General features: G+C 73.9%; 22 protein-coding genes. 10 read left to right on the forward strand and 12 right to left on the reverse strand.

Annotation, left to right across the window (positions count from 1 at the left end):
• Window positions 1–30 precede the first annotated feature (30 nt).
• Both htpG and ACFVQG_RS28260 read right to left on the reverse strand, forming a co-directional pair.
• A complete protein-coding gene (htpG, locus tag ACFVQG_RS28255; protein ID WP_383388667.1) occupies window positions 31–1,917 on the reverse strand; it encodes a molecular chaperone HtpG in 1,887 nt (628 codons plus the stop codon).
• 52 nt (window positions 1,918–1,969) lie between these two features.
• Complete coding sequence (locus ACFVQG_RS28260) at window positions 1,970–3,616, reverse strand: hypothetical protein (protein WP_383388669.1); 1,647 nt, start codon at window positions 3,614–3,616, stop codon at window positions 1,970–1,972.
• Window positions 3,617–3,847: 231 nt separating this feature from the next.
• On the opposite strand from ACFVQG_RS28260, the gene ACFVQG_RS28265 reads away from it, so the two are divergent.
• On the forward strand, window positions 3,848–4,552 hold the full coding sequence (locus ACFVQG_RS28265) for a carbonic anhydrase (RefSeq protein ID WP_383388671.1): 705 nt from the start codon (window positions 3,848–3,850) through the stop codon (window positions 4,550–4,552).
• 10 nt (window positions 4,553–4,562) lie between these two features.
• Here the strand turns inward: ACFVQG_RS28265 and ACFVQG_RS28270 are convergent, their stop codons facing one another.
• Window positions 4,563–5,864: a phytase gene (locus ACFVQG_RS28270; RefSeq protein WP_383388673.1), complete on the reverse strand. Its 1,302-nt coding sequence runs from the start codon at window positions 5,862–5,864 to the stop codon at window positions 4,563–4,565.
• 199 nt (window positions 5,865–6,063) lie between these two features.
• Between ACFVQG_RS28270 and ACFVQG_RS28275 the strand changes: the two genes are divergently transcribed.
• Window positions 6,064–6,627 (forward strand): hemerythrin domain-containing protein, encoded by a 564-nt coding sequence (locus ACFVQG_RS28275; protein ID WP_383388675.1) that lies wholly within the window; start codon window positions 6,064–6,066, stop codon window positions 6,625–6,627.
• 436 nt (window positions 6,628–7,063) lie between these two features.
• Window positions 7,064–8,302, forward strand: coding sequence for an MFS transporter (locus ACFVQG_RS28280; RefSeq protein WP_383388677.1), 1,239 nt, complete (start codon window positions 7,064–7,066; stop codon window positions 8,300–8,302).
• A 16-nt stretch (window positions 8,303–8,318) separates the two neighbouring features.
• Here ACFVQG_RS28280 and ACFVQG_RS28285 read toward each other — a convergent pair whose 3' ends face one another.
• The 3 genes from ACFVQG_RS28285 to ACFVQG_RS28295 form a co-directional block, all read right to left on the reverse strand.
• Window positions 8,319–9,161: a glycosyltransferase family 9 protein gene (locus tag ACFVQG_RS28285; protein WP_383388678.1), complete on the reverse strand. Its 843-nt coding sequence runs from the start codon at window positions 9,159–9,161 to the stop codon at window positions 8,319–8,321.
• A complete protein-coding gene (locus ACFVQG_RS28290; protein ID WP_383388853.1) occupies window positions 9,149–10,213 on the reverse strand; it encodes an NAD-dependent epimerase/dehydratase family protein in 1,065 nt (354 codons plus the stop codon). The genes ACFVQG_RS28285 and ACFVQG_RS28290 overlap by 13 nt, the downstream gene beginning before the upstream one ends.
• 105 nt (window positions 10,214–10,318) lie before the next feature.
• Window positions 10,319–10,831 (reverse strand): hypothetical protein, encoded by a 513-nt coding sequence (locus ACFVQG_RS28295; RefSeq protein WP_383388680.1) that lies wholly within the window; start codon window positions 10,829–10,831, stop codon window positions 10,319–10,321.
• 269 nt (window positions 10,832–11,100) lie between these two features.
• On the opposite strand from ACFVQG_RS28295, the gene ACFVQG_RS28300 reads away from it, so the two are divergent.
• Both ACFVQG_RS28300 and ACFVQG_RS28305 read left to right on the forward strand, forming a co-directional pair.
• Window positions 11,101–11,838, forward strand: a complete 738-nt coding sequence (locus tag ACFVQG_RS28300) for a D-Ala-D-Ala carboxypeptidase family metallohydrolase (RefSeq protein ID WP_383388682.1) — start codon at window positions 11,101–11,103, stop codon at window positions 11,836–11,838.
• A gap of 80 nt (window positions 11,839–11,918) precedes the next feature.
• Complete coding sequence (locus tag ACFVQG_RS28305) at window positions 11,919–12,845, forward strand: GNAT family N-acetyltransferase (RefSeq protein WP_383388684.1); 927 nt, start codon at window positions 11,919–11,921, stop codon at window positions 12,843–12,845.
• A 30-nt stretch (window positions 12,846–12,875) separates the two neighbouring features.
• Here ACFVQG_RS28305 and ACFVQG_RS28310 read toward each other — a convergent pair whose 3' ends face one another.
• Both ACFVQG_RS28310 and ACFVQG_RS28315 read right to left on the reverse strand, forming a co-directional pair.
• Window positions 12,876–13,058 carry a hypothetical protein gene (locus tag ACFVQG_RS28310; RefSeq protein WP_383388685.1) on the reverse strand — a complete coding sequence of 61 codons (183 nt, stop codon included), beginning with the start codon at window positions 13,056–13,058 and terminating at the stop codon, window positions 12,876–12,878.
• Between the two features lie 126 nt (window positions 13,059–13,184).
• Window positions 13,185–14,714, reverse strand: a complete 1,530-nt coding sequence (locus tag ACFVQG_RS28315; RefSeq protein ID WP_383388687.1) for an FAD-dependent oxidoreductase — start codon at window positions 14,712–14,714, stop codon at window positions 13,185–13,187.
• Window positions 14,715–14,881: 167 nt separating this feature from the next.
• Here ACFVQG_RS28315 and ACFVQG_RS28320 point away from each other — a divergent pair, with 167 nt between their 5' ends.
• From ACFVQG_RS28320 to ACFVQG_RS28335, 4 genes are all read left to right on the forward strand, one after another.
• Window positions 14,882–15,454, forward strand: coding sequence for a lipoprotein (locus ACFVQG_RS28320; protein ID WP_383388689.1), 573 nt, complete (start codon window positions 14,882–14,884; stop codon window positions 15,452–15,454).
• A 103-nt stretch (window positions 15,455–15,557) separates the two neighbouring features.
• Window positions 15,558–18,029, forward strand: coding sequence for a SpoIIE family protein phosphatase (locus tag ACFVQG_RS28325; protein ID WP_383388691.1), 2,472 nt, complete (start codon window positions 15,558–15,560; stop codon window positions 18,027–18,029).
• 78 nt (window positions 18,030–18,107) lie between these two features.
• Window positions 18,108–20,834: a SpoIIE family protein phosphatase gene (locus ACFVQG_RS28330; RefSeq protein ID WP_383388693.1), complete on the forward strand. Its 2,727-nt coding sequence runs from the start codon at window positions 18,108–18,110 to the stop codon at window positions 20,832–20,834.
• A gap of 73 nt (window positions 20,835–20,907) precedes the next feature.
• Complete coding sequence (locus ACFVQG_RS28335; protein WP_383388695.1) at window positions 20,908–21,789, forward strand: fructosamine kinase family protein; 882 nt, start codon at window positions 20,908–20,910, stop codon at window positions 21,787–21,789.
• A gap of 44 nt (window positions 21,790–21,833) precedes the next feature.
• Here the strand turns inward: ACFVQG_RS28335 and ACFVQG_RS28340 are convergent, their stop codons facing one another.
• Entirely contained in the window at window positions 21,834–22,070 is a 237-nt protein-coding gene (locus tag ACFVQG_RS28340) for a hypothetical protein (protein WP_383388696.1), read from the reverse strand.
• A 273-nt stretch (window positions 22,071–22,343) separates the two neighbouring features.
• Between ACFVQG_RS28340 and ACFVQG_RS28345 the strand changes: the two genes are divergently transcribed.
• A complete protein-coding gene (locus tag ACFVQG_RS28345) occupies window positions 22,344–22,838 on the forward strand; it encodes a hypothetical protein (protein ID WP_383388698.1) in 495 nt (164 codons plus the stop codon).
• On the opposite strand, the gene ACFVQG_RS28350 is transcribed toward ACFVQG_RS28345, so the two are convergent.
• From ACFVQG_RS28350 to ACFVQG_RS28360, 3 genes are all read right to left on the reverse strand, one after another.
• Window positions 22,816–23,157, reverse strand: coding sequence for a hypothetical protein (locus ACFVQG_RS28350; protein ID WP_383388700.1), 342 nt, complete (start codon window positions 23,155–23,157; stop codon window positions 22,816–22,818). The two genes, ACFVQG_RS28345 and ACFVQG_RS28350, sit on opposite strands and share 23 nt — an antisense overlap.
• Window positions 23,158–23,417: 260 nt before the next feature.
• The gene (locus ACFVQG_RS28355; RefSeq protein WP_383388702.1) at window positions 23,418–24,965 is read right to left on the reverse strand and encodes a helix-turn-helix domain-containing protein; all 1,548 of its coding nucleotides are present in this window, start codon (window positions 24,963–24,965) and stop codon (window positions 23,418–23,420) included.
• A gap of 80 nt (window positions 24,966–25,045) precedes the next feature.
• The gene (locus tag ACFVQG_RS28360; protein ID WP_383388704.1) at window positions 25,046–26,638 is read right to left on the reverse strand and encodes an MFS transporter; all 1,593 of its coding nucleotides are present in this window, start codon (window positions 26,636–26,638) and stop codon (window positions 25,046–25,048) included.
• Window positions 26,639–26,668 lie beyond the last annotated feature (30 nt).

The following is a 26,668-nucleotide window of genomic DNA, read 5'->3' on the forward strand; positions in this document are numbered from 1 at the left end:
GGGTGCCGGGTGCCGCCCGTGGTCGCCCCGCTACAGCGCGCGCTCCAGACGGTCCGCCATCAGCCGGACGAACCGGGCGGGGTCCTTCGGCTGCCCGCCCTCGGCCAGCACCGCGAGCCCGTGCAGGAGTTCCGCGGACTCGGCGAGCCCCGTGCGGTCCTCCCGCTCGTCGAAGGCCTCCTTCAGGCCCTTGACCAGCAGGTGCCCGGGGTTGAGTTCGAGGATGCGCTTGGTCGGCGGGACCTCCTGGCCCATGGCGCGGTACATGTTCTCCAGCGCCGGGGTGATGTCGTCCGCGTCGGAGACGACACAGGCCGGGGAGACCGTCAGCCGCGACGACAGCCGCACCTCCTTGACCTCGTCGCCCAGTTGCTCCGTCAGCCAGCCGAGCAGGGGGGCGTACTCCTCGTTCCGCTTCTCCCGCTCGCCGTCGGCGGCGCCGTCCTCCTCGCCGCCGAGGTCGATGTCGCCCTTGGCGACGGAGCGCAGCGGCTTGCCGTCGAACTCGCCCACCGCCTCCACCCACACCTCGTCGACGGGGTCGGTGAGCAGCAGCACCTCGACGCCCTTGGCGCGGAAGGCCTCCATGTGCGGGGAGTTCTCGATGCTCTGCCGGGACTCGCCGCACATGTAGTAGATGTCGGACTGCCCGTCCTTCATCCGCTCCACGTAGTCCTTCAGCGTGGTCGGCTCGCTGTCGTGGTGGGTGCTCGGGAACGTCGACGCGGCCAGGATGGCGTCGCGGTTCTCGGGGTCGGTGACCAGTCCCTCCTTCAGGGCGGCGCCGAACTCCCGCCAGAACGTGGCGTACCGGTCCGGGGCGGCGGTCATCATGTCCTTCACCGAGGCGAGGACCTTCTTCGCCAGCCGCCGGTTCATCCGCTGGATCTGCCGGTCCTGCTGGAGGATCTCCCGCGACACGTTCAGCGACAGGTCCGCCGCGTCCACGACGCCCTTGACGAAGCGCAGGTACGACGGCAGCAGCGCCTCGCAGTCGTCCATGATGAACACACGCTTCACATACAGCTGCACGCCCCGCTTGTGGTCCCGGGTGAACAGGTCGTGGGGTGCGTGCGAGGGCAGGAACAGCAGCGCCTGGTACTCGAAGGTGCCCTCGGCCTGGAGGCGGATGATCTCCAGCGGGTCGCGCCAGTCGTGGCTGATGTGCTTGTACAGCTCGTGGTACTCGTCGTCGGACACCTCGTCGCGCGAGCGCGCCCACAGCGCCTTCATCGAGTTCAGCGGCTCCGCGTCGCCTTCGGCGGCGGTCGCGAGCCGGATGGGCCAGGTGATGAAGTCCGAGTACCGCTTGACGATCTCGCGGAGCTTGAAGTCGTCGGTGTAGTCCGGCAGTTGGTCGTCGGGGTCGGCGGGCTTGAGGTGGAGGGTCACCGAGGTGCCCTGCGGGGCGTCGGCGTCGAGCCGCTCCAGGGTGTACGTGCCCTCGCCACGGGACGTCCAGCGGGTGCCGCCGCTCTCGCCCGCCCGCCGGGTGACCAGGGTGACCTCGTCGGCCACCATGAAGCTGGCGTAGAAGCCGACGCCGAACTGCCCGATCAGGCCTTCCGCCCCGGCGGCGTCCTGGGCCTCGCGCAGCTCCTTCAGCAGCTTCGCGGTGCCCGAGTTGGCGATGGTGCCGATGAGTTCGGCCACCTCGTCGTACGACATCCCGATGCCGTTGTCCCGCACGGTCACGGTACGGGCCTCGGGGTCGGCCCCGATCTCGATGTGCAGGTCGGAGACGTCGGCGCCGAGGGTGTCGTCCCGCAGGGCGGCGATACGGAGCTTGTCGAGCGCGTCGGAGGCGTTGGAGACGAGTTCGCGCAGGAACACGTCGCGGTTCGAGTAGATCGAGTGGATCATCAGCTGGAGGAGCTGACGGGCCTCGACTTGGAACTCGAAGGTTTCGGTCGGCATGGTTCGCGAGTACCTCACAGGTCACAGGTCGCGGAAGTCGTACGCCACCATGTTAGGAAGCCCCGCGGCAGAAGCAGGACGCCTCGATGGGAACGTCCGCCAGCGCGGCGGCGATCTTCAACTGCTGGGCGATGATGCGTGCCTCCGCGCTCTTGCCCTGGCGGCGCAGGCACTCGTGGAAGCCGTGCAGGGACCAGACGTTGCCGGGGTGCTGGAGGGCGCGCGGCAGGGTGTCGTCCAGGCCCAGGTCGGCGCGGTAGACCGCCTCCGCCTCCGGCACGTGCCCCTGTTCCAGGAGCAGGGCGCCCAGGGCGTGCCGGGTGGGCTGCATCCAGCCCCAGGGTTCGTCGTAGGGGAGGCTGTCGTCCAGTTCGACCGAGCGGCGCAGCGCGGCGAAGGCGGTGTCGTACTCGCCCTTGCGGTAGGCCAGTTCGCCGTCGAGCATGGCGGCGGCGATGGCGAGGATGTCGACGCTCAGGTTGTTGAACAGGGTGCGGCTGGCCGGGACCCGGGCGACCGCCGCGCGGAACAGCTCGCGTTCGGTCTCGGCTTCGTCGGTCCTGCCGGTCGCGGAGAGGGCGACGCCGCGGGCGTAGCGCAGCATCGCGGTGGTGACGCGGTACAGGTCCGGGTCGGCGGGCAGCGGCAGGTCGAGGAGTTCCGCCCAGCGGCCGAAGCGGATCAGCACGTGGACCCGCATGGCGACGAAGCTCTCCAGCCAGTCCGCCATGGGCGGGCTCTGCACCCGCAACAGTTCCTCGGGGATGGCCGCCTCGAGGGCGTCGGCGGCCTCCAGGGCGGTGCGGGACTGGCCGAGGAACATCGCGCCGTAGATCTTGAAGTGGTGGTTGTGCACCCGGTAGAGGGTGTAGAAGTTCATCGCCCCGGCGCGCTCGCGGTACTTCTCGTCGGCGGCGATCGCGTCGCTGTTGCCCGCCACCACGCGCCGGTAGTCGCCGCAGAGCACGTCGAGGTGCGAGGGCATGTGCTGGAGGTGGCCCGCGTCGGGGACGAGGTCGCGCAGCCGGTCGGCGACGGTGAGCGCCTGTTCGGGGGCGGACGACATTTCCGTCAGGTGGATGTACATGTGGAGGACGCCGGGGTGGCGTGTCCCGTCCTCGGTGGCGAGGGCGCGGTCCAGGACCGCCCTGGCCTCGACGGCACGGGAGCCGGGCGCGGGCTCGCCGGTGGCGATGTCCCACAGCTGCCAGGGGGTGAGGTTCATCAGCGCGTCGGCGTACAGGGTGGCCACGTCGAGGTCGTCGGGGGCGAGGTCGTAGGCGGCGCGCATGGCGTCGGCGTAGGGCTGGTTCCAGACCGAGCAGTCGGCGACGGCCTCCGGCTGGGGGTAGCGGGCGCGCAGCGCGGCGATCAGGGCGCGTTCGACGGGGGTGGCGTGCGCTTCGGCCTTGCGGTGGGCGATTTCGACGGCGGCGTGGGTGCGGTCGACGGTGCGGGTCAGCTCCTGGTCGTCGAAGGCCTCCCAGGGCTTGTTGTAGTTGGGGCCCAGGGCGTAGGCGATGCCCCAGTGGGCCATCGCGCAGTCGGGGTCCGCCGCGGCGGCGGCCTCGAAGCAGGAGACGGCCTCCTCGTGGTGGAAGGCGTACGTCCACACCAGTCCGCGGTCGAACCACAGCTGGGCCTCGGCGGAGGCGGTGGTCACCGGGCGGGTGTGGGTGCCGAGGTCGTAGTAGTCCATGGCGGTGTGGCCTCCTGAGCGGACGTCTGGCCCGATTCGCGCGGGATGACCATAACAAGCCGGTCTCGACGGGACCCGACGGGAAAAGACATGACCTCGGGATGACCAAGCACGGTTCAATAAGTGATCATGAATCATCCCACACTTGGCCATGAATCCGTACCGTGAACGATCGGTTCGAAACTCGGGCGTAGGTTCCACTCCGTGAACCAGAAACCCGTCACTCACTCCATGTCAGCCCCCGCGCGGCGCACCCTGATGCGGGCCGGGCTGACCGGGGCCGCGGCCGTCGGCCTCGGCGCCGTCGCCTCCCGCGCGTCCGCGTCCGCCGCACCGGCGTCCCGGCCCCGGCCGACCACGCCCGAGGAGGCGCTGCGCGAACTGACCAGGGGCAATCTGCGCTGGCGCACCTACCACGAACGGCACCCGCACGAGACGCCCGCCATCCGCACGGCGCTGGCCTTCGGACAGCATCCCTTCGCGGTGGTGCTGGGCTGCGTCGACTCCCGGGTCCCCCCGGAGCTGGTCTTCGACCAGGGCCTGGGCGACCTGCTCACCGTCCGCTCGGCGGGCGAGGTACTCGACGAGGCCGTGCTCGGCAGCATCGCGTACGGCGTGCTGGAGCTGTCCATACCGCTGGTGATGGTGCTCGGCCACCAGTCGTGCGGCGCCGTGGGCGCCGCCGTCGAGGCGGACGAGACCGGCGAGTCGCTGCCCGCCCACATCCAGTACCTGGCCGACCGGATAGCCCCGGCCATCGACCACGGCGTCGAGGGCACCGCCCGCGTGGACGCGACGATAGACGCCAACGTACGGCTCGTCCGCTCCCAGCTCGCCGCCGAGCCCGACCTCGCCGCCAGGGTGGCGACGGGACAGCTGGCCGTCGTGGGCGCCCGTTACGAGCTGACGAGCCAGCTGGTCCATCACCTCGACTGACGACCGGGGCTCAGTCGTCCAGCGCCTCCAGGACGTCGGCGAGGTCCACGAACTTGAAGCCGGTGGCGGCCCGCTCGCCGGGCTGGGGCGTCTCGTCGCCGTCCTGGACGACCAGCAGGCCGTTCGGGTAGCGGCGGCCGAGCGGGGCGTTGAGGGCGGCGGCGCCGTCGCACTCCTCGGAGCCGTCCAGGCGCGCCGAGGCGGCCGTCACCCGGAAGCCGCCCTCGTACTCGTTGTCGTCGTCGGTCTCCCTGTCGTACGCGGCGAAGGTGTTGTCGCCCTGGCTGGAGGCGATGAGGTAGCCGTCGTCGCCGGACTCGGGAAGCAGGGTGAGGCCCTCGACGTCCGCGGCGATCCGGGTGCCGCCGAAGCCGGGGTCGGCGCCGGGCGCGCACTCCTCGGTCTCCTCGTCGTAGGTGCCGGGGACGCCGTACTCGCGCACCTTGTCGAGGAGGGCGGGGGTGCCGGTGAGGTCGGCGGGCATCCGCCAGATGCCGACGTCCTCCTGCCCCGCGTACAGGACGCCGTTCGCGGGGTCGACCACCATGCCCTCCACCTGGGGCAGCTCACCCGGCTCCAGGCACGGGGTCCACGAGGTGCCGTCCGGCAGCCGGAAGGTGTGCGGCAGGTCGAGGGTGCGGACGGTGCGGTAGGTGACGGTGCCCGAGCGGCCGGGGAGCAGTTCGAGCAGCGCGACGCGGGTGGTCTCGCGGCGGCTGACCAGCGCGTAGGAGCGGCCGGTCGCGCGGTCGGTCCAGGTGGCGAGGCCGTAGGCGGTGCGCTGGTCGTTGATCTCCTCCTGGTCGGCGGAGAAGACGGGCGGCGCGGCCGGGTCGGTGACGTCGCTGAGCGGGCCGCCGGGCCGGTCGCGGTCGATGCGGTAGAAGCGGAGCCGGTCGTTGCCGCGGTCGCTGGTCACGGCGAGGTCGGCACGGCCGGTGGACAGCTTCAGCCCGTGCACCAGGTCGACGTTGTTGAACCGGCCGGGGGCGTCGTCGGCGGTCGGACCGGCCGGGGCGGGGATGGCCTGGACCTCCTTGGCGTCCAGGTCGTAGACGCGCAGACCGCCCTCCTTCGCGGTGGCGACGACCAGGCTGCGGCCCGGGTCGGCGGCGTTGCGCCAGATCGCCGGGTCGTCGGCGTCCGCGTTGCCGCCCGCCTCGTCGTCGTACAGCGCCGCGGTCTCGGCCTTCGGCTCGATTGCGGGCAGACCGTGCGCCGCGGACGCCTGCGCGGGCAGGGTCGCGGTGAGCGCCGCCAGGGTGGCGGTCACCAGCAGGACGTTCGATCGGCGGATACGGGACTCGGGCACGTAGGGCTCCTTCGGTCCATGATCGGATGCGGGGGCAGCCTCGCGCGCGGCCACGTCGGGCGGACCCGCGCCCGGGCAGCCGTGGCATGAACATCACATGGACGGAGCTTGCGGGCGTTATGCGCGCGGGGGCAAGGGCACCCGTGGGCCGTGACGGGCCCGGCCCGGGGCCGTCGCAGTCTGCGTGGAGGTGAAGGACATGGGCCATGGTGGGAACGTGATCGACGAACTGGTGACCGATCACCGCGAGGTCGAGGAGTTCTTCGGCCGGATCGAGGCGCTGCCGCCCGGCGACGGGAACCGCAGGGAACTCGCCGAACAGGCGACCATCGAACTGGTCCGGCACTCGGTCGCCGAGGAGGCCTACCTCTACCCGGCGGTGCGCGAGCACGTGCCGAACGGTGACGCCATCGCCGACAAGGAGATCGACGACCACTCCAAGGCCGAGCGGATCATGAAGGACCTGGAGGGCCGCGCGGCGGACGACCCCGAGTTCGACCGCCTCATGGGCATGCTGATGACCGAGATCCGCTCGCACATCGCCGACGAGGAGACGACCCTCTTCCCCGCCCTGCGGGCCTCCTGCTCGGCACAGACGCTCGACGAGCTGGGCGACAAGGTCCGGCAGGCGAAGAAGACGGCCCCGACCCGGCCGCACCCGGCCGCGCCGGACAAGCCCCCGGCGAACAAGCTGCTCGCCCCGGGCACCGGCCTGGTGGACCGGATGCGCGACGCCCTGACCGGCCGAGGCCGCAAGGGCTGACGACCACCGGAGGATCCCAGGGCCCGTCGCCCGGCGCGACGGGCCCTGAAGCATGCCTACCGGACCGCGTCACGGTGTGGCCACCGTCACCGGCACCACGGCGCCCGGCTCCCGGCCGCCGATCCCTGTGAGGAAGCACACTCATCGCCCCAAGTGCCCGGCCCCCACGCCCCGTTGGCGACGGCCACGGCGATGACGGGCGGGGCGTCCAGGCCGACTCGGCCGCCACTTCTGCCACGATGGTCGGCGCCGTGACCCGGCACCCCCGTGGATCAGCCGCGCAGCGCAGCCGGCAGTTCTCGTGCCCGACGGACTTCGCCGTCCGAGCCCCCGGAACCCTCTCCGAGTACGCCCTGTGACTTCCTCACCTGCCCCTGCCCTGCCCTCCCCCACCCAAGAGTCCCGCTCCCCCTGGCGGTCCCTGCGGTACCGCGGCATGCGCTGGTGGTCCGTCGCGAACTTCGTGTCGAACGCCGGTACGTGGATGCAGCTCACGGTGCAGAACCTGCTGGTCCTCCAGATCACCGGGTCCGCCGCCGCGACCGGCCTGTCCATGTCCGTGCAGGCCGCGCCCGCCCTGCTGATCAGTCTGCTGGGCGGCGCCGCGGTCGACCGCTTCCCCCGCAAGCTGACCGCGGCAGTCAGCCAGGCCGCCCTCGGCGCGATCGCGTTCGTGACGGCGACCCTGGTGGCGCTGGACCAGCTGACCATGACCTCGCTGATGGTGCTGGCCGCCGTGACCGGCGTCGTCGCCACCGTCGACGGACCGGCCTGCGCCCTGCTCGGCAACGACCTGGTGCCGCCGGAGGACGTCCCGTCCGCGATCGGCGTGGGCGCGCTGGTGCACAACGCGGGGCGGCTCGTCGGCGCCGCGCTGGCGGGCGTGACGGTCGGCCTCCTCGGGACGGCCGCCGCGTACGCCGCCAACGGTCTGTCCTTCCTCTTCGTCACCGCGGTGATCCCGTTCCTGCGGCCCGCCCCCGGGGCGGTGCGGGTGGTGCCGGTGGAGACGGAACGCGCGCGTCGCGAGCTGACCGTGCGGCAGGGGCTGTCGTTCTTCGTGCGGCGCCCGCGGCTGCTCGCGCTGGCCGCCGTCACCGGCGTCAGCGCGGTCTTCGGCCGGAACTACGCGCTCACCCTGGCCGTCCTGGTCACCGGTCCGCTCGCGGGCGGCGCCGGGGCGTTCGGCACGGTCTCCACCGTCCTCGCGGTGGGCGGCATCATCGGCGCGGTCCTCGGCGCGCGGCTGCGCAGGCCCTCCGTACGGCTCGTGGGCACGCTGGCCGCGACGGGCGGCCTGCTCCAGGTGGCCGCCGGGCTGTCCCCGTCGCTGGCGGTGCTGCTGGTCCTCGTCCTGCCGATGGCCGTGGTGGAGTCCGTCTCCGACACCGCCGGTACGGCCGTCCTCCAGACCGACCCGCCGTCCCACCTGCGGGGCCGGGTGCTCGGCGTCTGGGGCAGCGTCGGCACCGTCTGGAGCCTGGGCGGCCCGCCCGCCCTCGGCCTGCTGATGGAGCTGGCCGGAGCGCGCGGCGCGCTGATCGCCGGTGGCCTGGTCATCGCCTGCACCATCGCCACCGGCCGCCTGGTGCACAGCCGCCGCACCCTCCCGGCGGTCGTCCTGCGCCCCGAGGGGCACGCCCCGGCGCCCGCGGCCCTGAGCACGGCGGCCTGAGCCCACGGCGGTGCGCTCAGGCCGCCAGCAGCTTCCGCACGGCGCGGACCACGTCCTCCGGCGTGAACCGGGTGGCGGCGTCCCCGTCGCCAAGGAGGACGGCGGACACCTTGTACGGCGTCCAGGTGCCGGTCAGTGCCACGACCGGGGTCGACACCGCCGCGGCGAGGTGGGCCGCGCCCGGGTCGGCGGTGACCAGCGCGTCGGCGGCGCGCAGGACACCGGTCAGCTGGCGGGGAGTCGTCCGGCCGCCCAGGTTCACGGCCGTGTCGCCGCTGACGCGACGGGCCAGCTCGGCCCCGTCGGGGCCCCCGGTGACGACGACCCGGTGACCGGCGTCGGCGAGCAGCTCCACCGTCCGCGCACAGCGGTCGGCCTCCCCCGCCGGGTGGACGACGACATACGGGCCGTTGCCCGTGAGGGACGCGGTGTCGGGGGCCGGGACCACCCGCAGACGGCCGTCGTCGCCGGTACGGAGCCTGAAGCCCAGGGCGGCGGCCGTGTCCAGCGCCGCCACCGCCCCGTGCCGGTGCGGCGGCTCGGCGCCGACGCGGCGCACCTGCGCCGTGCGCAGCAGCCGGTCGGCGGGCACCGGGCCGCGCCCGCCCAGGGCCAGCCCGACGTCGTACGACTCCGCCCGCAGGCGCCGGACCAGTCGGCCGGTGTCCGGGTCCTCGGGGCCGTCCCACACCAGCACCTCGTCGACGTGCGGCAGCAGACCCGCGGCGGGTGCGCCCGGGGGCGCGCACACCAGTGTCACGCGGTCGGCCCGGGTCGCCACCGCGCGGACGGCGGGGCCGGACAGCAGGACGCCGTCGAAGCCGTCGGGGCGGACGACGAGGGCCTTCACGGCAGCCACGTCCCCGCGCCGCGCCCGGCGGTCGTCACCGGCGCGGGCTCGGGGTGCCCGGAGACGGCGGCGACGGTGCGGGCCAGGCCCTCCTGCCAGGACACCCTCGGCACCCAGCCGAACAGCTCACGGGCGAAGCCGGTGTCGGGCCCCCGCCCGTCGGACCGGCCGTCCAGGCGCCCCTCGGCGCGCCCCGCGTCGGTGAACTCCAGCGGCGCGTGCGAGCCGGTCAGCTCGAGCACCGCGCGGGCGACCTCGGCGACGGTGGGCCCCGGGTCGCCGCCGATGTCGACCGGGCGCACCGAGCGGCCCCCGGCGACCAGCAGGACGCCCTCGGCGGTGTCGTCGGCGTAGCACAGGGACAGCGGGCGGCTGCCGTCCCCGGGGACGGTGAGCGGCGCGCCGGACAGGGCGTGCTGGAGGAAGGCGGACACCGTACGGCCGTCGTCGGTCCGCATCCGGGGGCCGTAGGCGGGGTACAGCCGCACGATCCCGGCGTTGCTGGCGTGGGCGCCCGCGTGCGCGGTGACGAGCGCTTCCGCGAACCGCGCGGCCTCGGCGTAGGCGTGCAGCGGGCCGACCGGGTCCTGCGCGTCGTCGTGGCCGTCACACCAGGGGGGCAGCGGCCTGCCGTCCCCCGCGCAGGCCTCCGCCGAGGAGGCGAGCAGGAAGCGCGCCCCGTCGCGGTCGGCCACGGTGAGCGCGGTGCGGGTGCCGAGGCCCGCCGTGTCGAGGGCCTTCAGCGGGCGGCGTCGGCAGTCCGCGGGGGCGCCGGGCCCGGCGAGGTGCAGGACGAGGTCGTACGGGCCGCGGGCCGCGTCCACGCAGCCGGGGTCGGCGATGTCGAGGTGGAGGAAGCGGAAGCCGGGGCGTCCGGCGAGGTGCTCCACCTTGCCGGGGCGCCCGGTGGTGAGGTCGTCGAGACAGTCGACTTCAACTCCTGAATCCAGGAGCCGGGCGCACAGGTGCGAGCCCAGGAAGCCCGCGCCGCCGGTGACCAGGGCCCGCTGCCAGTAAGGCCGTGGACCGGGACGGATGGTGAACGTCGTCATCGGCATCATGAACCCGACCTGCCTTCCCGCCGACGCCCGGACGACGCTCACGGGTAACCAGCGCAGCCGCGTTCATGCTCGGGCGCCTGCCGCGGCCGGTGTGCCCCGGGTGGCTCAGGCGATGAGCGCCTGTCCCGGTCTGAGGCGGTCCAGGAGCTGGGCCTGGTGCAGGTCGGCGACCGGGGCGAGGAGATCGGGGTGGCGCAGCAGCGCCGCCGCCCCGCGGTCCTGGTCGTCGGGTGCCGTCAGACGCCGGAAGTCCACCGGCGCGCCCTCGGCGAGCGCCGCCACCGCCCGCGCGGCCAGCTCGGCGTCGGTGAGCAGGCAGGCCGCCCAGCTGGCCACGGCCTCGTCGACCCAGGTGCGCCAGGCGTGGTCGTCGGCGGTGTCGTACCCGGCCCCGTCCGCGCCGGTGACCCAGTCGAGCCGGGCCGAGCCGCCGGGGCCCGTGAGGGCGACCAGTGCCGCGTCGGTGGGCGTCGGGTAGCGCAGCCAGGCGGCGACCGTCACCGCCTGCCGGGCCTGTGCCTCGCACAGGGCGGCGGCCAGGGCGCCGCCGGAGGCCGGGTAGGCGCGGGTGAGCCAGTAGGTGGTCGCGGCGATGAGCGGGGAGAGGTCTGCGAGCACGGGGCGGGCCGTCCGATTGCGGGCGAGGGAACGGAAGGGGAGGTCCGGCGGGGGAAACGGAACCGGACATCGAAGGTAACCCGCGGCGCACGGCCGTTGATATGACCGGGACCGCCCCCGCGGCGTGGCCTCGCCCACATCGGCGGTCTTGCGTGGAGCCACTGATTCCTCCATGGTTGACGCGCGTCACATCACGGTTGACGCGCGTCACATGGCACTTGTGTTCGACAACACCCCCCACATTCCATCCCCTTGAGCCTGGAGACCACATGCTCAGACGCATCGCCCGACTGATCGCCGCATTTGTCATGATCACGTCCGGTGTAGTGGTGGGAACCGTCGCGACCGCGGGCACCGCACACGCCGACGGCTGCTACACCTGGACCCGCACCCTCTCCCAGGGCGCCTCCGGCGCCGACGTCACCCAGTTGCAGATCCGCCTCGGCGGCTACCCGGGCTACGGCTCCGTCCTGGCCGTGGACGGCTCCTTCGGACCGGCGACCGCCGCCGCGCTCAAGCGCTTCCAGTCCGCGTACGGCCTGGCCGCCGACGGCGTCGCGGGCCCCAACACCTACAACAAGCTGTACGCCCTCCAGGACGACGACTGCACGCCGATCCACTTCTCCTACAGCGAGCTGAACCGCTGCAACAGCACCTGGGACGGCGGTGCGGTGAGCGCGGCGACCGCCAAGTCCAACGCGCTGCGCACCATGTGGAAGCTGGAGGCCCTGCGGCACGCCCTCGGTGACCAGCCCATCACCGTGACCAGCGGCTTCCGCTCCTACTCCTGCAACTCGGCGGTCGGCGGCTCCAGCAGCAGCCGCCATCTGTACGGCGACGCGGCCGACCTCGGCGCCGGTCCGCACTCCCTGTGCACGCTGGCCAAGCAGGCCCGCTCCCACGGCTTCCGGGGCATCCTCGGCCCGGGCTACCCCGACCACAACGACCACACCCACCTCGACCACCGCTCCAGCCAGTACTGGTCCGCGCCGACCTGCGGCGTCTGACGGCCCGCCAGGTCAGTGAAGCGGGCGCCCGGCGGAAAACCCGTTGCGGGACACGCCGGGCGCCCCGGACCCTGACCTCCATGTCCTACCGCCTGCGGCCCGCCTCCCTGGACGACGCGCCCGCCATCACCGCACTGCTCAACGAGGTCGACCGCATCGAGATCGGCCGCCCCGAGACGGACCTGCACACCGTCGAGACGGACCTCAAGCATCCCGAGGCCGACCTGGAGCGCGACTCCTGGCTCGCCTTCGAGGGAGACCTGTTGGTGGCCTACGGGCTGCTGTGGGACGACTCCGGCCACGAACGCGTCGACGTCGACCACTACGTGCTCCCCGACCACCAGCGCGCGGGCGAGCTGATCCTGGACCTGATGGAGGCCCGGGCCGTCGAGAAGGCCCGGGAGAACGGCGCCGGGCGGGCGGTGGTCCACCTCCACCTCAACGTGCGGCCCACCCTCGACACGGCCCTGCTCGAGAAGCGCGGCTGGGCCACCGTACGCCGCTACCACGTGCTGCGACGGCCCGTGGCCCCGGCGGCCGACCTCGCGCCGACACCGCCCGCCGGGGTGCGGATACGGGCCTGCGCCGACGAGGCCGACCGGGTGCGCCTGCACGGGCTGTACCAGGCCACCTTCGCCGAGCACTTCGACTTCCAGCCGCGTACGTACGACCAGTGGCTGCACGACATCGGCGCCGAGCACGTCGACTGGTCACTGGCGTGGATCGCGGCCACCGAGGACCTGGGGGACGTCGGCTTCCTGCTCGCGCGCGGTGACCGCGAGGCCATGGGCTGGATCCGCAGCCTCGGCGTCCTGACCGACGCCCGTGGCCGGGGACTGGGCGGACTGCTGCTGCGGCACGCCTTCGCGGCGTTCGCCGCCCGCGGCCGGGACACCGTCGGGCTCGGGGTGGACACCGCCAACTCCACCGGGGCGCCGCAGTTGTACGGGCGCAACGGGATGACGGTCCACTACGCCGTCGACACCTGGGAGGCCGTACTCGACTGAGGCTCCGTCACGCACACCGCGCCGGGCGGGTCAGTCCTCGCCCCTGACGATGTTCCCGTCCGGTCCCTCGGGCGGCCGGGCGGCGGTGTCCCGCTCCTCGACGGCGGGCAGCCAGGTCCGCGGGCCGCCGCCCTTGCTGCGCAGTCGGCGGGCCGCCGTCCAGCCCGTCTCGGGCGGACGGACGATGTGGTTGTCGCTGGCGTGCGTGGTCACGGTCTCTCATCTTCCTTCTGCGCGCCCGCGGCCCTCGCGTTCGCGTCCTGAGGGCTGGCGCCTCGTGCTCTCCTGAGTCGACCGGGTCACCGGAAACGGCCAGCGCAAACCCCGTCTCGCGCGGCGTCAGATGTCCCGTTGCTCCAGGGGCCTTACGGCGGGCCCCTGCAGGACACCGCCGTCGGGGGCGAACCGGGAGCCGTGGCAGGGGCATTCCCACGCCTGCTCGGCCCGGTTGAACGCCACCACGCAACCCAGGTGCGTGCAGCGGGCAGAGACGGCGCGCAGAGTGCCGTCCGTGTCCCGGTGCACCGCGACGCGGTGTCCGCCGACGTGCAGCACGGCCCCTTCGCCCGGCGCGATGTCATCGGGCGAGGGCCGGGTGGTGGCGGGCAGCCGGTCACCGACGAAGTGCCGGGCCACCTTGGCCTGGTGCTTGAGGAAGGCCGGTGCCTCGCGGACGACGGAGCCGACCCGGCGCGGGTCGTACAGCCCGCTCCAGGCGGCCTCCCGGCCGGTGAGGTGGTCGCAGATCAAACGGCCCGCCATGATGCCGCCGCTCAGGCCCCAGCCGCCGAAGCCGGTGGCCACCTGGACATGGCGGCTGCCGGGGTGCAGCGGGCCGACGAGCGGTACGGAGTCGGTGGAGTCGTTGTCCTGGGTGGCCCAGCGGTGGCTGAACGCCAGCTCGCCGAAGTGCTGCCGCGCCCATGTGGCGAGGCGGTCGAACCGTTCCTCGGTGTCGCCGCCCGCGCCCGGTGTGAAGTGCTCGCCGGTCACGATGAGCAGCCGCTGGCCGTCCCGGTACGGCGCGGTGCGCACGGAGCGGGTGTTCTCCTCGGGCGTGATGTACATGCCCTCGGGCGCCCGGGAGGCGTCGAGGGGCGCGGCCACCACCAGTTCGCGGCGCGGGGAGAGCCGGGTGAACAGGAGCGCTCTGTCGAAGACGGGGTAGTGGGTGGCGACGACCACGGCGTCCGCGGTGATCCGGACGCCCGCCTCGGTGGTCAGCTGGCAGGGCTCGCCCTCCTTCAGGCCGACGACCCGTGTCCCCTCGTACACCTGCCCGCCCAGCCGCCGGATGCCGTCCACGAGGCCCAGCAGGTACTTGCGCGGGTGGAACTGCGCCTGCCCGGCGACCCGGACCGCGCCCGCGACCGGGAACGGCAGTTCGGTCTCCGTGACGTACTCGGCGGGCAGTCCCGCCTCCCGGGCCGCCTCGGCCTCGGCGCGCAGTGCGGGGATGCGGGCGGGGCGCCGGGCGTAGGTGTACGCGGCGGCGTCCTCCCAGTCGCAGTCGACGCCCAGTTCCTCGGCGGTCTCGGCGGCGTGCCGGATCGCCTCCGTCTGGGAGCGGGCGTACAGCCGTGCGCCGTCCGCGCCCCGGGTGCGGCGCAGGTGGTCGTAGATCAGGGTGTGCTGGGCGCTGAGCTTGGCGGTGGTGTGGCCGGTGACCCCGGCCGCGATCCGGTCCGCCTCCAGCACGGCCACGCCCCGCCCGCGCCGCAGCAGCTCCCAGGCGGTGCTCAGCCCGGCGATCCCGGCGCCGACCACGGCGACGTCCACGGTGAGATCGCCGTCCGGGGGCGGCGACGGGTCGCCGGGCGGCAGGGTGTCGAGCCAGTACGAGTGGAGGGTTGCTGCCTGCTGGTCCATGGCCGCCGGGTTCCCGCGGTTGTGCAGGTCACACGGTCGCGGTTGTGCAGGTCACACGGTCGCCCTCGGCTACAGTGGCGCGTCCGGATCTTGGAAGGGAGACCGCGGTGCGGTTCGGGGCGGGGAAGGCGTGGCGTGCGACGGCCCACGCGGCTTTGCTGGCGGGTGTGTTGACGGGGTGCGCCGGGGAGGACGGGGACGGCTCCCGGGAGGGGAGGGCCTCCGCGAGCCCGTCGGAGCCGGAGTCGTCCGCAAGCACCGTCGCCTCTGGCGGGACCCTCGGCGGTCCCGGGTCGGCCTGCGAGCTGCCCGTCACCTTCGAGCTGGCCGCGAAGTGGACCGCGGAGGCCGTGCGGGCGCCGCTGGAGCAGGGCCCCGTCGCCCTCGTCTGCGAGGTGGACGCCAAACCGGCCGGGAGCATCGGCTTCCTGCGGGTGTGGACCGGCGCCCCGGGCGCGGACGAGGCGCGCTCGGTGCTGGAGGCGTTCCTGAAGGCCGAGGGCGGCACGAGCGAGGAGGAGTACTCCGCCTTCACGGCGGACGGTATGTCCGGCACCGAGGTGGAGTACCGCTACACCAGCGAGTTCCTCGACGAGCCCAAGACCGAACGCGCCCTCGCCGTCACCACCCCGGACGGCCCCGTCGTCCTCCACCTCGGCGGCCTCGACGACGCCGAGCACGCGGACATGCTCCCGGCCTACGAGCTGGCCCGACGGTCGCTGCGGGCCGCCGCCGGGTGAGGGTCCGGGCGGGGCAGGTGTTCCTCAGCGGGTGCGGGCAGGGGGCGTGAAGGCGCATTCTTGCTGTGTCGCCGGTGCGACGGCGCACGTATGAGGTAGGCCGATGACTGGGAGCGCCGAGGACGGCAACGGGACGCCGAGGCGGTTGGCGGAGCTGCTGACCCGGGCCGCGGTGGCGGCGCTCGGTGCGACCGGGGCGCGGGTGTCCGGGGTGTATCTGCCGTCGTCGACAGCCGGTGAGCTGCGGCTCGCCGTTCTGGCAGGGCTGCCGGGGCCGCTCTTTCGGCCGTGGTGGCGGCTGCACATGGACCGCCGGTTCCCGGTGGCGGACGTCTACCGGCTCGGGGTGCGGGTGGTGCTGCCGAACACCACGCAGGCGATGCGGCGCTATCCGCAGTTCGCGGCGGGGCTGCCGCTGCCGATCGGGGCGATGTTCGTGCCGGTCGCCGACGCGGAGCGGACCTTCGGGGTGCTCACCGTGCTGCGTCCGTCGGCCGCCGATGCCACCGAGCTGCTGCCGGAGCGTGAGCGGCTCACCCGGACCGCCGAGGCCCTCGCGGCGGACCTGCACCGTCTGTACCCCGATGGCACGCCGCTCACCTGGGACGACGAGCCGCTGTGCGTACGGCCGCCCGCCTCCGCCCGCCACGCCGGACGCTTCCGCTGGCACCCGGCCACGGACACCGTCACCGCCGACGACGGCCTGCGCGCCCTGCTCGGCACGACCGGCGCCGGACCCCCGGAGACGGCCGGGGCCCTGGCCGAGGCGGTGGCCCCGCGTGACGCCCGCCGCGTGGTGGCGGCGCTCCGGGAGGCGTCCCACGGCGGCCCGCCGGACCCACCGCTCCAGGTACGGGCGCCGGACGGGGCGCCGCTGCTGGTGGCGCTGTGGGCGGAGGAGGGCGAAGGGCTCCCGCGCCCCGTCACCGGTGTCGTGCTGGAGGCCGGGTCCGTGGCGGAGGCGGCGGCCGACCGGCTGCCGAACGGGGTGCTCTGCCTGGACCGGCTGGGCCAGGTCGTGTACGCCAATCCGCGCGCCGCACAGCTCCTCGGGCAGTCCCGCGCCGAGCTGGTCGGCAGACCGCTGTGGGAGGGCGTGCCGTGGCTCGCGCAGCCCGCCTGCGAGGACCATCTGCGGGCCGCGCTGCTGTCGCCGGACCCCGTGCGGTTCCGCGTCAGACGCCCTCAGGGAGACCGGCTCGCCGTGTCCGTGCGTCCCGGTCCCGACCTGCTGATCTGCGACATCGTCCCGTCGAGCGAGGCCGAGGAGGCGCCGCCCGTGCCGGAGTCCGCCCGGGCGACGGAGGCCGGGACGGACGGTCCGCCGCCCGGCATCACCTCGATGAACCCGGCGTACCGGCCGATCGTGCTGGCCATCGCGCTGACGGAGGCGGTCACCGCACGTCAGGTGTCCGCGGTGGTGATGCAGGAGCTGCTGCCCGCGTTCGGCGGCAACCGGCTCGCGATCTATCTGCTGCACGACCGGCATCTGTACCTGGCCTGGGAGACCGGCTTCCCGCAGGGGTTCCTCAGCCCCTTCGAGGGCGTGGGCCTCGACGCCCGGCTGCCGGGCGTGGAGACCCTCACCAGCGGCCAGCCGCTGTTCTTCGACTCGATGCGGCAACTGGCCACCGCCTACCCCGGCATCCCGCTGGACGCCCGGGAGGGCGCTCGCGCCTTCCTGCCGCTGATCGCCTCGGGCCGTCCGGTCGGCTCCTGCATCCTCGGCTTCGACCGGCCGCGCAGCTTCAGCACCGAGGAGCGCACCGTGCTGACCGCGCTGGCGGGGCTGATCGCGCACGCCATGGAGAAGGCACAGCGCTACGAGACGGAGGCGGCGCTGGCCCGTGGGCTGCAGCGCGCGCTGCTCCCCCGGCGGCTGCCCACGCATCCGCTGGTGGAGACCGCGGGCCGGTATCTGCCGGGCACCCAGGGCATGGACGTCGGCGGCGACTGGTACGACGTCGTCGAGGCGGGCGACGGGCTGGCGCTGGTGATCGGTGACGTCCAGGGGCACGGGGTGCAGGCGGCGGCGACCATGGGGCAGCTGCGCAGCGCCGTACGGGCGTTCGCGCTCGACGACCGCTCCCCCGACGAGGTCCTGGACGGCACCAACCGGCTGCTCGTCGACCTCGATCCGGGTCAGTTCGCGAGCTGCTGCTATGTGCGGCTGGATCCCGTGTCGGGGCTGGCGCTGCTCGCTCGGGCGGGGCACCCGCCGCCGCTGCTGCGTCGCCCGGACGGGCGCACGCGGGTGGTGGACATTCCCGGCGGGGTGGTGCTCGGGGTGGATCCGCACGCCCAGTACCCGGTGGCGGAGCTGCGGATGGCGCCCGGCTCCCTGCTGGCGCTGTACACGGACGGGCTGGTGGAGCGGCCCGGCGCCGACATCGACGAGGGCATCACCGCGCTGCGGGCCGCGCTGGCCAGGGCGGGGACGCCGGTCGTGCGGCCGGGCGGCCGGTCCCTGGCCGAGGTCGCCGACCGGCTCACCACGGTCGCCCGGCACGCCCCCGACCGGCCCGACGACATCGCGCTGCTGCTCGCGGCCCGGCGCACCGGTCAGACCCGGTGACCGGGCGCGGGACGCGCGCGGCCCGTCGTCGCGGGTCACGCTCTCGCCTCACACGGCTCGGAAGGGTAGGAATGGCACATGGTCCGGCTTTTGGGTCGCTCCGGAACTCGGTCGCCCCGCCCCGGAGAGGAGCGTGCTCGCCGCGCCCGCCGGGGTGGCGCGGCACGGGGGCCCGACGCGGGACTGCGGCCGGTGCTGAGCGGGCGCAGTGTCGCCGGTCAGGTGTTCGTGCTGCATGTGGTGATCGTGCTGTTGCTGGTGGCCGCCGCGGTGGTGGCGCTGGTCCTCCAGGGGCGTATCGACAGCACACAGGAGGCCCGCAACCGTTCGCTGGCCGTCGCGGAGACGTTCGCCAACTCGCCGGGCATGCTGGCGGCCCTCGACAGCCCGGATCCCACGGCGGTGCTCCAGCCCCGGGCGGAGGCGGCGCGCGAGGCGGCGAAGGTGGACTTCATCGTCGTACTGAACACCGACGGGATCCGCTACACCCATCCCAAGCCGGACCGGATCGGGAAGCGGTTCGTGGGCACCATCGAGCCCGCTCTGGAGGGACGTTCCTTCACCGAGGAGATCGAGGGGACGATCGGGCCCCTGGTGCAGGCGGTGGTGCCGGTCGAGACGCCGGACGGCACGGTGGTCGGGCTGGTGTCGTCCGGGATCACCACCGCGCACGTCGGGGGTGCCGCCAACCGGCAGCTGCCGCTGGTGCTGGGCGCGGCGGGCGCCGCGCTGGCGTTGGCGCTCGGCGGGACGGCGCTGGTCAGCAAGCGGCTGCTGCGGCAGACGCACGGGCTCGGCCCACACGAGATGACCCGGATGTACGAGCACCACGACGCGGTGCTGCACGCGGTCCGGGAGGGCGTGATCATCGTGGGCGGCGGGGGTTCCCTGCTGCTCGCCAACGACGAGGCGCAGCGGCTGCTCGATCTGCCCGACGACGCCGAGGGGCGGCATGTGCGCGATCTCGGGCTGGATCCCGACACGGCCGCGCTCCTGGACTCGGGACGGGTCGCCACCGACGAGGTGCATCTGGTCGGCGACCGGCTGCTCGCCATCAACCAGCGGCCCACGGATCTGCGCGGCGGCCCGCCGGGCAGCGTCGCCACGCTCCGCGACTCCACGGAGCTGCGGGCGCTGTCCGGCAGGGCCGAGGTGGCCCGGGAACGCCTCGACATGCTGTACGCCGCCGGGGTGGGCATCGGGACCAGCCTGGACGTCACCCGTACCGCGGAGGAGCTGGCGCAGCTGGTGGTGCCGCGGTTCGCGGACTACGTGACCGTCGACCTCTTCGACGCGGTGCTGGGCGGGGACGTCCCGGACCCGGGGACGGAGCTGCGCCGCGCGGCCTACAGCGGGGTGCGCAGGGACCTGCCGCTGTATCCGGTGGGTGAGCGGATCGCCTTCATCCCGGCCTCCCCGCAGGCCCGCAGTCTGCTGTCGGGGCAGGCCGTCGTCGAGCCCGACCTGCGGACGGCGACGGGCTGGCAGGCGCAGAACCCGGAGCGGACCGCCCAGGTGATGGAGCACGGCGTGCACTCGCTGATCACCGCGCCGCTGCGGGCGGGCTCGCTGATCCTCGGCCTGGTGAACTTCTGGCGCGCGGAGAAGCCGGAGCCCTTCGACGCCGAGGACCTGGAGCTGGCGGAGGAGCTGGTCGCGCGGGCGGCGGTCTCCATCGACAACGCGCGCCGGTACACGCGCGAGCACACCATGGCGGTGACGCTGCAGCGCAGTCTGCTGCCGCGCAGCCTGCCCGAGCAGAACGCCGTGGAGATCGCCTACCGCTATCTGCCCGCGCAGTCGGGCGTCGGCGGCGACTGGTTCGACGTACTGCCGCTGTCCGGGACGCGGGTCGCGCTGGTGGTGGGCGACGTCGTCGGGCACGGGCTGCACGCGGCGGCCACGATGGGGCGGCTGCGGACCGCGGTGCACAACTTCTCCGCGCTGGATCTGGCGCCCGACGAACTGCTCTCGCTGCTGGACGACATGGTCGCCCGGATCGACCAGCACGAGGCGGCGGAGGGCGGGAGCGCGCCGGTGACGGGGGCGACGTGTCTGTACGCGGTGTACGACCCGGCGTCGCGGCAGTGCACGCTGGCGCGGGCCGGTCATCCGCCGCCCGCCCTGGTGCGGCCGGACGGTTCGGTGGAGTTCCTCCAGGTGCCCGCGGGTCCGCCGCTCGGTCTCGGCGGGCTGCCGTTCGAGACGGCGGAGGTGGAACTGGCCGAGGGCAGCAGGCTGGTGATGTACACGGACGGGCTGGTGGAGGACCGTACCCGCGACATCGACGAGGGCCTCGAACTGCTACGCACCGCGTTGGAGCAGGCCGGGCCGTCGCCGGAGGACACCTGCCGGGCGGTGGTGGACGCCCGGCTGCCCGCCCGGCCCAGCGACGACATCGCGCTGATCGTGGCCCGCACCCGCGCGCTGGGCCCCGGCCAGGTGGCGCACTGGGAGGTCCCGTCCGACCCGGCCGCCGTCGCCGAGGTACGCGCCTCGGTCACCCGGCAGCTCACCGCGTGGGGCCTGGACGAGGCCACGTTCACCACGGAGCTGATCCTCAGCGAGCTGGTCACCAACGCGATCCGCTACGGCGGTCCCCCCATCCGCGTCCGCGTCCTGCGCGACCGCACCCTCATCTGCGAGGTCTTCGACGGCAGCAGCACCGCCCCCCACCTGCGCTATGCCGCGATGACGGACGAGGGCGGCCGGGGGCTGTTCCTGGTGGCCCAGCTCGCCGAGCGGTGGGGGACGCGGTATCTGCCGGGTGGGAAGGTGATCTGGGCGGAGCAGTCACTGCCGTGAGGGGACGTGAGGCGAACCCGGGGTCGCCCTACGCTGGGAACGTGCGCATCTGGGACGCGGAAGCGTCGGACACATGACGGGGCGTCGGGTCGCCGCCGACGGGCAGGGACCGAGGGCCGCGGTCGCGCGGCTCACCGGGTGGCGGGTGGTGTGGGAGCGGGCGTTCTCGGGGGCGGTGACGGAGGCCGGGCTCGAGGACGGGCGGGTCGTGGTGGTCAAGCGGGGGGAGTCGCCCGGGGCCGTGCGCGCCGAGGCCACGGGGCTGGCGTGGCTGGCCGCGGCGGGGGCGGTGCGGGTTCCGGCGGTGCGGGGGCGGGACGAGGACTGGCTGGTGACCGAGCGGGTGGTGACGGGGACGCCGGACCGGGACGCGGCGGTCGCGTTCGGGCGGGATCTGGCCGCGCTGCACGCGGCGGGGGCGCCCGCCTTCGGTGCCGGGCCGCCCGGCGGGCACGAGGACGCGTACATCGGGGCCGCGCCGATGCGCAATGTGCCCGAGGCGGACTGGCCGCCCTGGTACGCCGAGCACCGGGTGCTGCCGTATCTGCGCCGGGCGGTGGACTCGGGCACGATGCGTCCCGGTGAGGCGGGCGTCGTGGAGGAGGTGTGCGCGCGGCTGCCGGAACTGGCCGGGCCGCCCGAGCCGCCCGCGCGGCTGCACGGCGACCTGTGGAACGGCAACGTGCTGTGGGCCGCCGACGGGCGGGTCCGGCTGATCGACCCGGCCGCGCACGGCGGGCACCGGGAGACCGACCTCGCGATGCTGAGCCTGTTCGGCTGTCCGCACCTGGATCTGGTCCTGGCGGGCTACCAGGAGGCCCGGCCGCTCGCGGACGGCTGGCGCCGCCGTACCGCCCTGCACCAGTTGTTCCCGCTGCTGGTGCACGCGGTGCTGTTCGGCCGCGGCTACGCCCTGCAGACCCTCGCCACCGCGCGCGCGGCCCTGGCCGGGTGACCTGCCCGGGCCAGGGCCGATGCCGACGTGCGAGGGGGGCGGGTTCAGCCGCCGTCGAGACGTGCCCGGAGGAGTCCCTTGCCCAGCTCCGCGCCCTTGCGGCTGTCGGCCTGGGCCTTGCGGAACAGCTCCGCGACCTCGGAGTCCTTGTCGCGTTCGGCGTCCTGGATGTACGTCTCCAGCCGCAACGCGTTGTCCAGGCAGGACTCCACGTACCAGATCAGGTTGTAGTCCTTGTCGCGGGTACCGGTGACACCGCCGGTCTCCGTCTGGCTGGTCATGCAGGCCTCCTTGGCGTTCGGTTTCGCGTTCGGGAGCGAGGTCCCCGCCGGGTCCGGTTCGCGCCGCCCGGACGGACGGCGGGCCTCGGCGCCGCCCGGGTACCCGCCCTCCTCGCACGCACACAGCGGCATCGAACACGCCCACGCTGACGGAACGCTTCAGCAAAACGCCAGGCTCCGCCACCCCTTCCCGAGCGTAGAAATATCTACAAGCATGCATATGCCCGAGCGGGGAGCCGAGGGACCGTAACGGACAGCAGGCCGGAGTCGATCATGAGCAACGCAATGTGGACGCGCGGCGTGGAGTGGCTCGCCGCGGCAGCGCCGGACCCACGGGCGTGCAAGCGGGGTTGGGACCAGGGCGAGGGTGTCGCCCTGCTGGAGGCGGGCCGCTACTGGGATCTGGTGAGCGTGCCCGACCGGCTGGGCCTGCTCACCCTGGATCTGCTGTGGCGGCCCTCGCTGCCGGTGCCCGGGCCGACGCTGGTGGACACGGCCGCCCACCGGGTGGGGTTCTTCCTGCCGCCGGAGCCGGACAGCCGCTGGATCGGCGAGGGGCTGCGCCACGCGGGCAGCGGTGCGTGGGTCGCGGTGCCGCCGCCGTACCGGTCCGCCCGCTTCCTGGAGTGGGTGATCCCACCGGACGGCTCGGGCGCGCTGCACGCCCCCGTCACCCTGGAACTCGCCCTGCGCCAGGCCAACGGCACGCTCGCCGTGCTCGAGCCGGTGCGCGGGGCGGAGCGGGTCACGGGTCCCGGTCTGCCGTGAGGTCGGCGAAGGAGGCCCACCGCACGTCCGGGCGGGCGGGCACGGTCCGTCCCCCGGCCCGCCACTCGGCGACGAGCCGGGCGTAGATCGGGGTGCGCGTACAGGTTCCGTGGGTCAACTCGGCGTAGCCGTACGGCTTTTCGTCGCCGTCGGGGCGGGGGCGCGTACAGGATTTGTGGGTCAACTCCGCGTAGCCGTCCGGCCTTTCGTCGCCGTCGGGGCGGGGGCGCGTACAGGATCCGTGGGTCAACTCCGCGTAGCCGTACGGCTTTTCGACGCCGTCGGGGCGGGGGCGCGGGGTGCGGGAGGTCCGGTCCATGCCGGGGGCAACGGGCCCGTGCGCGCCGGTGGTACGCGCCCGCTCCGGCGCTCACCGGGTCGGGTGAGCACACCCCCCGATCGGACCAGCCCCCCTCGGACGGTCGTTCCCCCCGGCTCCCGGCGGCGGTTCCGCGACGCCCCGGACCGGGGGCGCGACCGGTCCCCCGTTCCGGTCGTGCCCCCGCGGGCTCATCGAACCTACGTGCCGAGCGCACCGGTTGTGAATCGTTCCGGTGCCCGCTTGAGCCCATGGAAGGCTCAGCCGTGCACAGATGAGTCCGTATTGCCAGGTTCGGTGCCCGGTTCCCGCCCGTCGGGCCCGGGAAGGGCGGGGCCGGGGAGATCGCCGAGCGCCAGATGGGCCAGCACGGTCTCGTAGAGGTCCGAGCCGGGGGTCAGCAATTGGCGTTCGAGGACCGGCTCGGCGCTGCGCACGTGTTCGCGGACGGTCTGGGCGTGCACACCGAGCAGTTGCGCGGCGCGCTCGGCGTTGCCCCCGGCGGCGATCCAGCTGCGCAGGGTGCGGCGCAGATCGCGGGTGTCCTGGTCGAGGCGGCCCAGCAGCTCCGCCGCCCAGGTGCGCACGGCGGGCCCGGCCAGCAGGTCCCCGAGCCCGGCGCCGCTGTCGGGGCGGCAGTCGTCCGGTACGGCGTCCAGTCCGGCCTCGGTGTTCAGCACGAGGTGCACGGCGGCGCGGACGGCGAGGTCGGAGAAGTCGGTGCCCAGCAGGGCCTCGACGCGCTCCATGCGGGCCCGGACGGTGTTGCGGCTGACGCCCAGCACCTTGGCCGTGCTCACGGCCGTGAACTCCAGGCCGAGGCGGGTGGTGGCGAGCAGTTCGGCGCGGGTGTGGTGCGGCAGGCTGTCCAGCGGGCGCAGCACACACGCCGACCAGGCGCGCAGCGCGGCCGGGTCCATCAGGCGCTCGGGGTGGCTGCGTTCGGCGTACACCGCGGCCTTGTCGGGGCGGAAGCGGGCGACGGCGAGGGCGCTGACGGCCTGTCCGTAGGCGGTGGCCGTCTGGGCGAGGCGGTGCCGGGCGCTGCCGCCGAGGAAGGTGTGCGGGCGGCGGTGGATCAGGGTGCGCAGTTCGCCGGACTCCGTGCCGCCGGGGGCCAGGATGATCACGTGCTGGTCCATGGCGGGGCAGCGCACCACCAGGGCGCGTTCACCGGTGGCGTCGAGACACTCCTCGGCGAGCCGGTCCCGGTCACCGGGGCTGGTCTCGGCGACGTAGACACAGGCGGTCTCGGTGTCCAGGAGGCCCGGCCAGAGTCCGGCGGCGACGCGGCGGGCGGAGACGGTGTCCTCGACCATCAGCAGTTGCAGGATGGCCAGCCGCAGGTCGGCCGCCGCGCGTTCGAGGCGGAGTCCGGCGGCGGTGGTCTCGTGCGCCCGCAGCAGTATGTCGATGACGCCCGCGGTGCGGGTGACCATCTCGGCGGTGGCGCGGTCGAAGGGGGTGGAGCGGGCGACGGCCAGGACCCCCGAGGCGGCCGGGGGCGGCAACTCCACCCTGACCAGGCGGAGATGCCGCCCCTCCTCCGCCCACGCGGCGGCGGCGATCCGGCCGCTGACGAGGTCGGCGACCAGATCCTCGTCCAGCGGCAGCGCCGTACCGGCGAGGAGGGTGCCGGTGTCGTTGGTGAGGGAGACCTCGGCCCGGGCCGCGTCCGCGAGCCAGTTGACGACCCGGCGCACGTCACGGCAGGTGGGCCGCAGATGGTCGAGGAGTTCCTCCGCCCAGGTCGGCCGGGCCCCCCGGCGGGCGCTCTCCAGGGCGGCCCCGTGCTCTTGGCCGGCCATGTCGCCTTCTCCTCGCTCCCGGTGCTGACCTCGGTACATCCACGCGGGACGTTACCTCACGGCACCGACAACGCCCCCGGTCACGCGTCCCCTGGCCGCTGGCTCCTGCGGATGCCGACGGCGGCGAGCGCGGCGCCGACGAGGCAGAGGACGCCGGTGACCACGAGGGCGGCGTGCATGCCGTTCATGAAGGCCTGCCCGCTGCCGTCGACGACGGCCGCCCGTACCTGGGCGGGCAGGGAGCCGTCGACGGGGGCGATACCCATCGCCACCGCGTCCTTCGCCTCGGCCAGCTTGTCCGCCAGGGCTGCGGGGACGCCCGCGGTGGTCAGTTCCCCGCTCAGGGTGGCGCCCACCTTGGCGCTGATCACGGAGACCAGCACGGAGGTGCCGAGGGCGCCGCCGATCTGCAGGGTGGTGGCCTGGAGGCCGCCCGCGACGCCGCCGTCCTTGACCGGGGCGCTGCCCACGATGGCGTCCGAGGAGGCGGACAGCACCATGCCGACGCCGAGGCCGAGCGCGACGAACGGCGGCCACATGGTGGCGTAGGAGGAGTCGGTGGACCAGGTCAGCATGCCGAAGCAGGCGGCGGCCTGGAGGACCATGCCCAGCGGCATGCACGTCCGGGCGCCGTAGCGCTGGGTGAGGGCCGCGCCGAGCGGCGAGGCGACCAGCGAGGCCAGGCTGAGCGGCAGGGTGCGCACCCCCGCCTCGACGGGGGTGAAACCGCGGACGTTCTGGAGGTACAGCATGATGAAGAAGATCCCGCCGAGCATCACGAAGAAGTTCAGCGCGGTGACGAGGGCGCCGACGGTGAGGGCGGAGCTGCGGAACAGCCGCATCGGCAGCAGCGGGTGCTCGACCCGGGTCTCGTACCAGCCGAAGACGACCAGGACCAGCACGCCGAGCAGGATGGCGCCCCAGGTGCCGCCGGACGTCCAGCCCCAGGTCTCGCCCTTGACGACGCCGAAGACCGTGGCGAGCAGGCCGACCGCGAGCAGGACGACGCCGGGGATGTCGAAGCGGTGGTGCCCGGTGGAGTTCCTGGACTGCGGCAGCACCAGGGCGCTGAAGGCGCAGGCGACGACACCGATGGGCAGGTTGATGTAGAAGACGGACTCCCAGTCGACGTGTTCGACCAGCAGGCCGCCGACGATGGGGCCGAGGGCGGTGGACACGGCGGAGACCATCGCCCAGATGCCGACCGCCATGGCGAACTTCCGCGGCGGGAACACCGCCCGCAGCAGTCCGAGGGTGTTGGGCATCAACAGGCCGCCGAAGACGCCCTGGAGGGCGCGGAAGACGATGACGCCCTCGATGGATCCGGCCAGTCCGATGGCGACCGAGGCGACGGTGAACCCGGCGACGCCGACCAGGTAGTAGGTGCGGCGGCCGAAGCGGTCACCGAGCTTGCCGCCGAGGATGAGGGTGGCGGCGAGGGCCAGCAGGTAGGAGTTGGTGACCCACTGGAGTTCCGCCGTCGAGGCGTTCAGGGCGACACCGATGGCGGGGTTGGCGATCGCCACCACGGACCCGTCGAGCTGGACCATGAACAGTCCGAACGCGACCGCGCACAGGGTCAGCCAGGGGTTGGACTTGAGACGGCCGGAGGCGGGCGGCCTCACGTCGGGGCGTGCGGGCGCGCTGGAGTGATCCACGGACGTGGACGACATGAAGGTGCCTTCTTCTCTGAAAAGTTCTGG

Origin of the sequence: Streptomyces sp. NPDC057877 (assembly GCF_042796855.1) — a bacterium.
Lineage (GTDB): Bacteria > Actinomycetota > Actinomycetes > Streptomycetales > Streptomycetaceae > Streptomyces.

Excerpts from the sequence above, each read along its gene's own strand:
- htpG (WP_383388667.1), bottom strand. The coding sequence starts at position 1,917 with ATGCCGACCGAAACCTTCGAGTTCCAAGTCGAGGCCCGTCAGCTCCTC.
- ACFVQG_RS28260 (WP_383388669.1), bottom strand. The coding sequence starts at position 3,616 with ATGGACTACTACGACCTCGGCACCCACACCCGCCCGGTGACCACCGCC.
- ACFVQG_RS28265 (WP_383388671.1), top strand. The coding sequence starts at position 3,848 with ATGTCAGCCCCCGCGCGGCGCACCCTGATGCGGGCCGGGCTGACCGGG.
- ACFVQG_RS28275 (WP_383388675.1), top strand. The coding sequence starts at position 6,064 with ATGGGCCATGGTGGGAACGTGATCGACGAACTGGTGACCGATCACCGC.
- ACFVQG_RS28280 (WP_383388677.1), top strand. The coding sequence starts at position 7,064 with ATGCGCTGGTGGTCCGTCGCGAACTTCGTGTCGAACGCCGGTACGTGG.
- ACFVQG_RS28290 (WP_383388853.1), bottom strand. The coding sequence starts at position 10,213 with ATGATGCCGATGACGACGTTCACCATCCGTCCCGGTCCACGGCCTTAC.
- ACFVQG_RS28300 (WP_383388682.1), top strand. The coding sequence starts at position 11,101 with ATGCTCAGACGCATCGCCCGACTGATCGCCGCATTTGTCATGATCACG.
- ACFVQG_RS28305 (WP_383388684.1), top strand. The coding sequence starts at position 11,919 with ATGTCCTACCGCCTGCGGCCCGCCTCCCTGGACGACGCGCCCGCCATC.
- ACFVQG_RS28315 (WP_383388687.1), bottom strand. The coding sequence starts at position 14,714 with ATGGACCAGCAGGCAGCAACCCTCCACTCGTACTGGCTCGACACCCTG.
- ACFVQG_RS28325 (WP_383388691.1), top strand. The coding sequence starts at position 15,558 with ATGACTGGGAGCGCCGAGGACGGCAACGGGACGCCGAGGCGGTTGGCG.
- ACFVQG_RS28330 (WP_383388693.1), top strand. The coding sequence starts at position 18,108 with ATGGTCCGGCTTTTGGGTCGCTCCGGAACTCGGTCGCCCCGCCCCGGA.
- ACFVQG_RS28335 (WP_383388695.1), top strand. The coding sequence starts at position 20,908 with ATGACGGGGCGTCGGGTCGCCGCCGACGGGCAGGGACCGAGGGCCGCG.
- ACFVQG_RS28340 (WP_383388696.1), bottom strand. The coding sequence starts at position 22,070 with ATGACCAGCCAGACGGAGACCGGCGGTGTCACCGGTACCCGCGACAAG.
- ACFVQG_RS28345 (WP_383388698.1), top strand. The coding sequence starts at position 22,344 with ATGAGCAACGCAATGTGGACGCGCGGCGTGGAGTGGCTCGCCGCGGCA.
- ACFVQG_RS28350 (WP_383388700.1), bottom strand. The coding sequence starts at position 23,157 with ATGGACCGGACCTCCCGCACCCCGCGCCCCCGCCCCGACGGCGTCGAA.
- ACFVQG_RS28355 (WP_383388702.1), bottom strand. The coding sequence starts at position 24,965 with ATGGCCGGCCAAGAGCACGGGGCCGCCCTGGAGAGCGCCCGCCGGGGG.
- ACFVQG_RS28360 (WP_383388704.1), bottom strand. The coding sequence starts at position 26,638 with ATGTCGTCCACGTCCGTGGATCACTCCAGCGCGCCCGCACGCCCCGAC.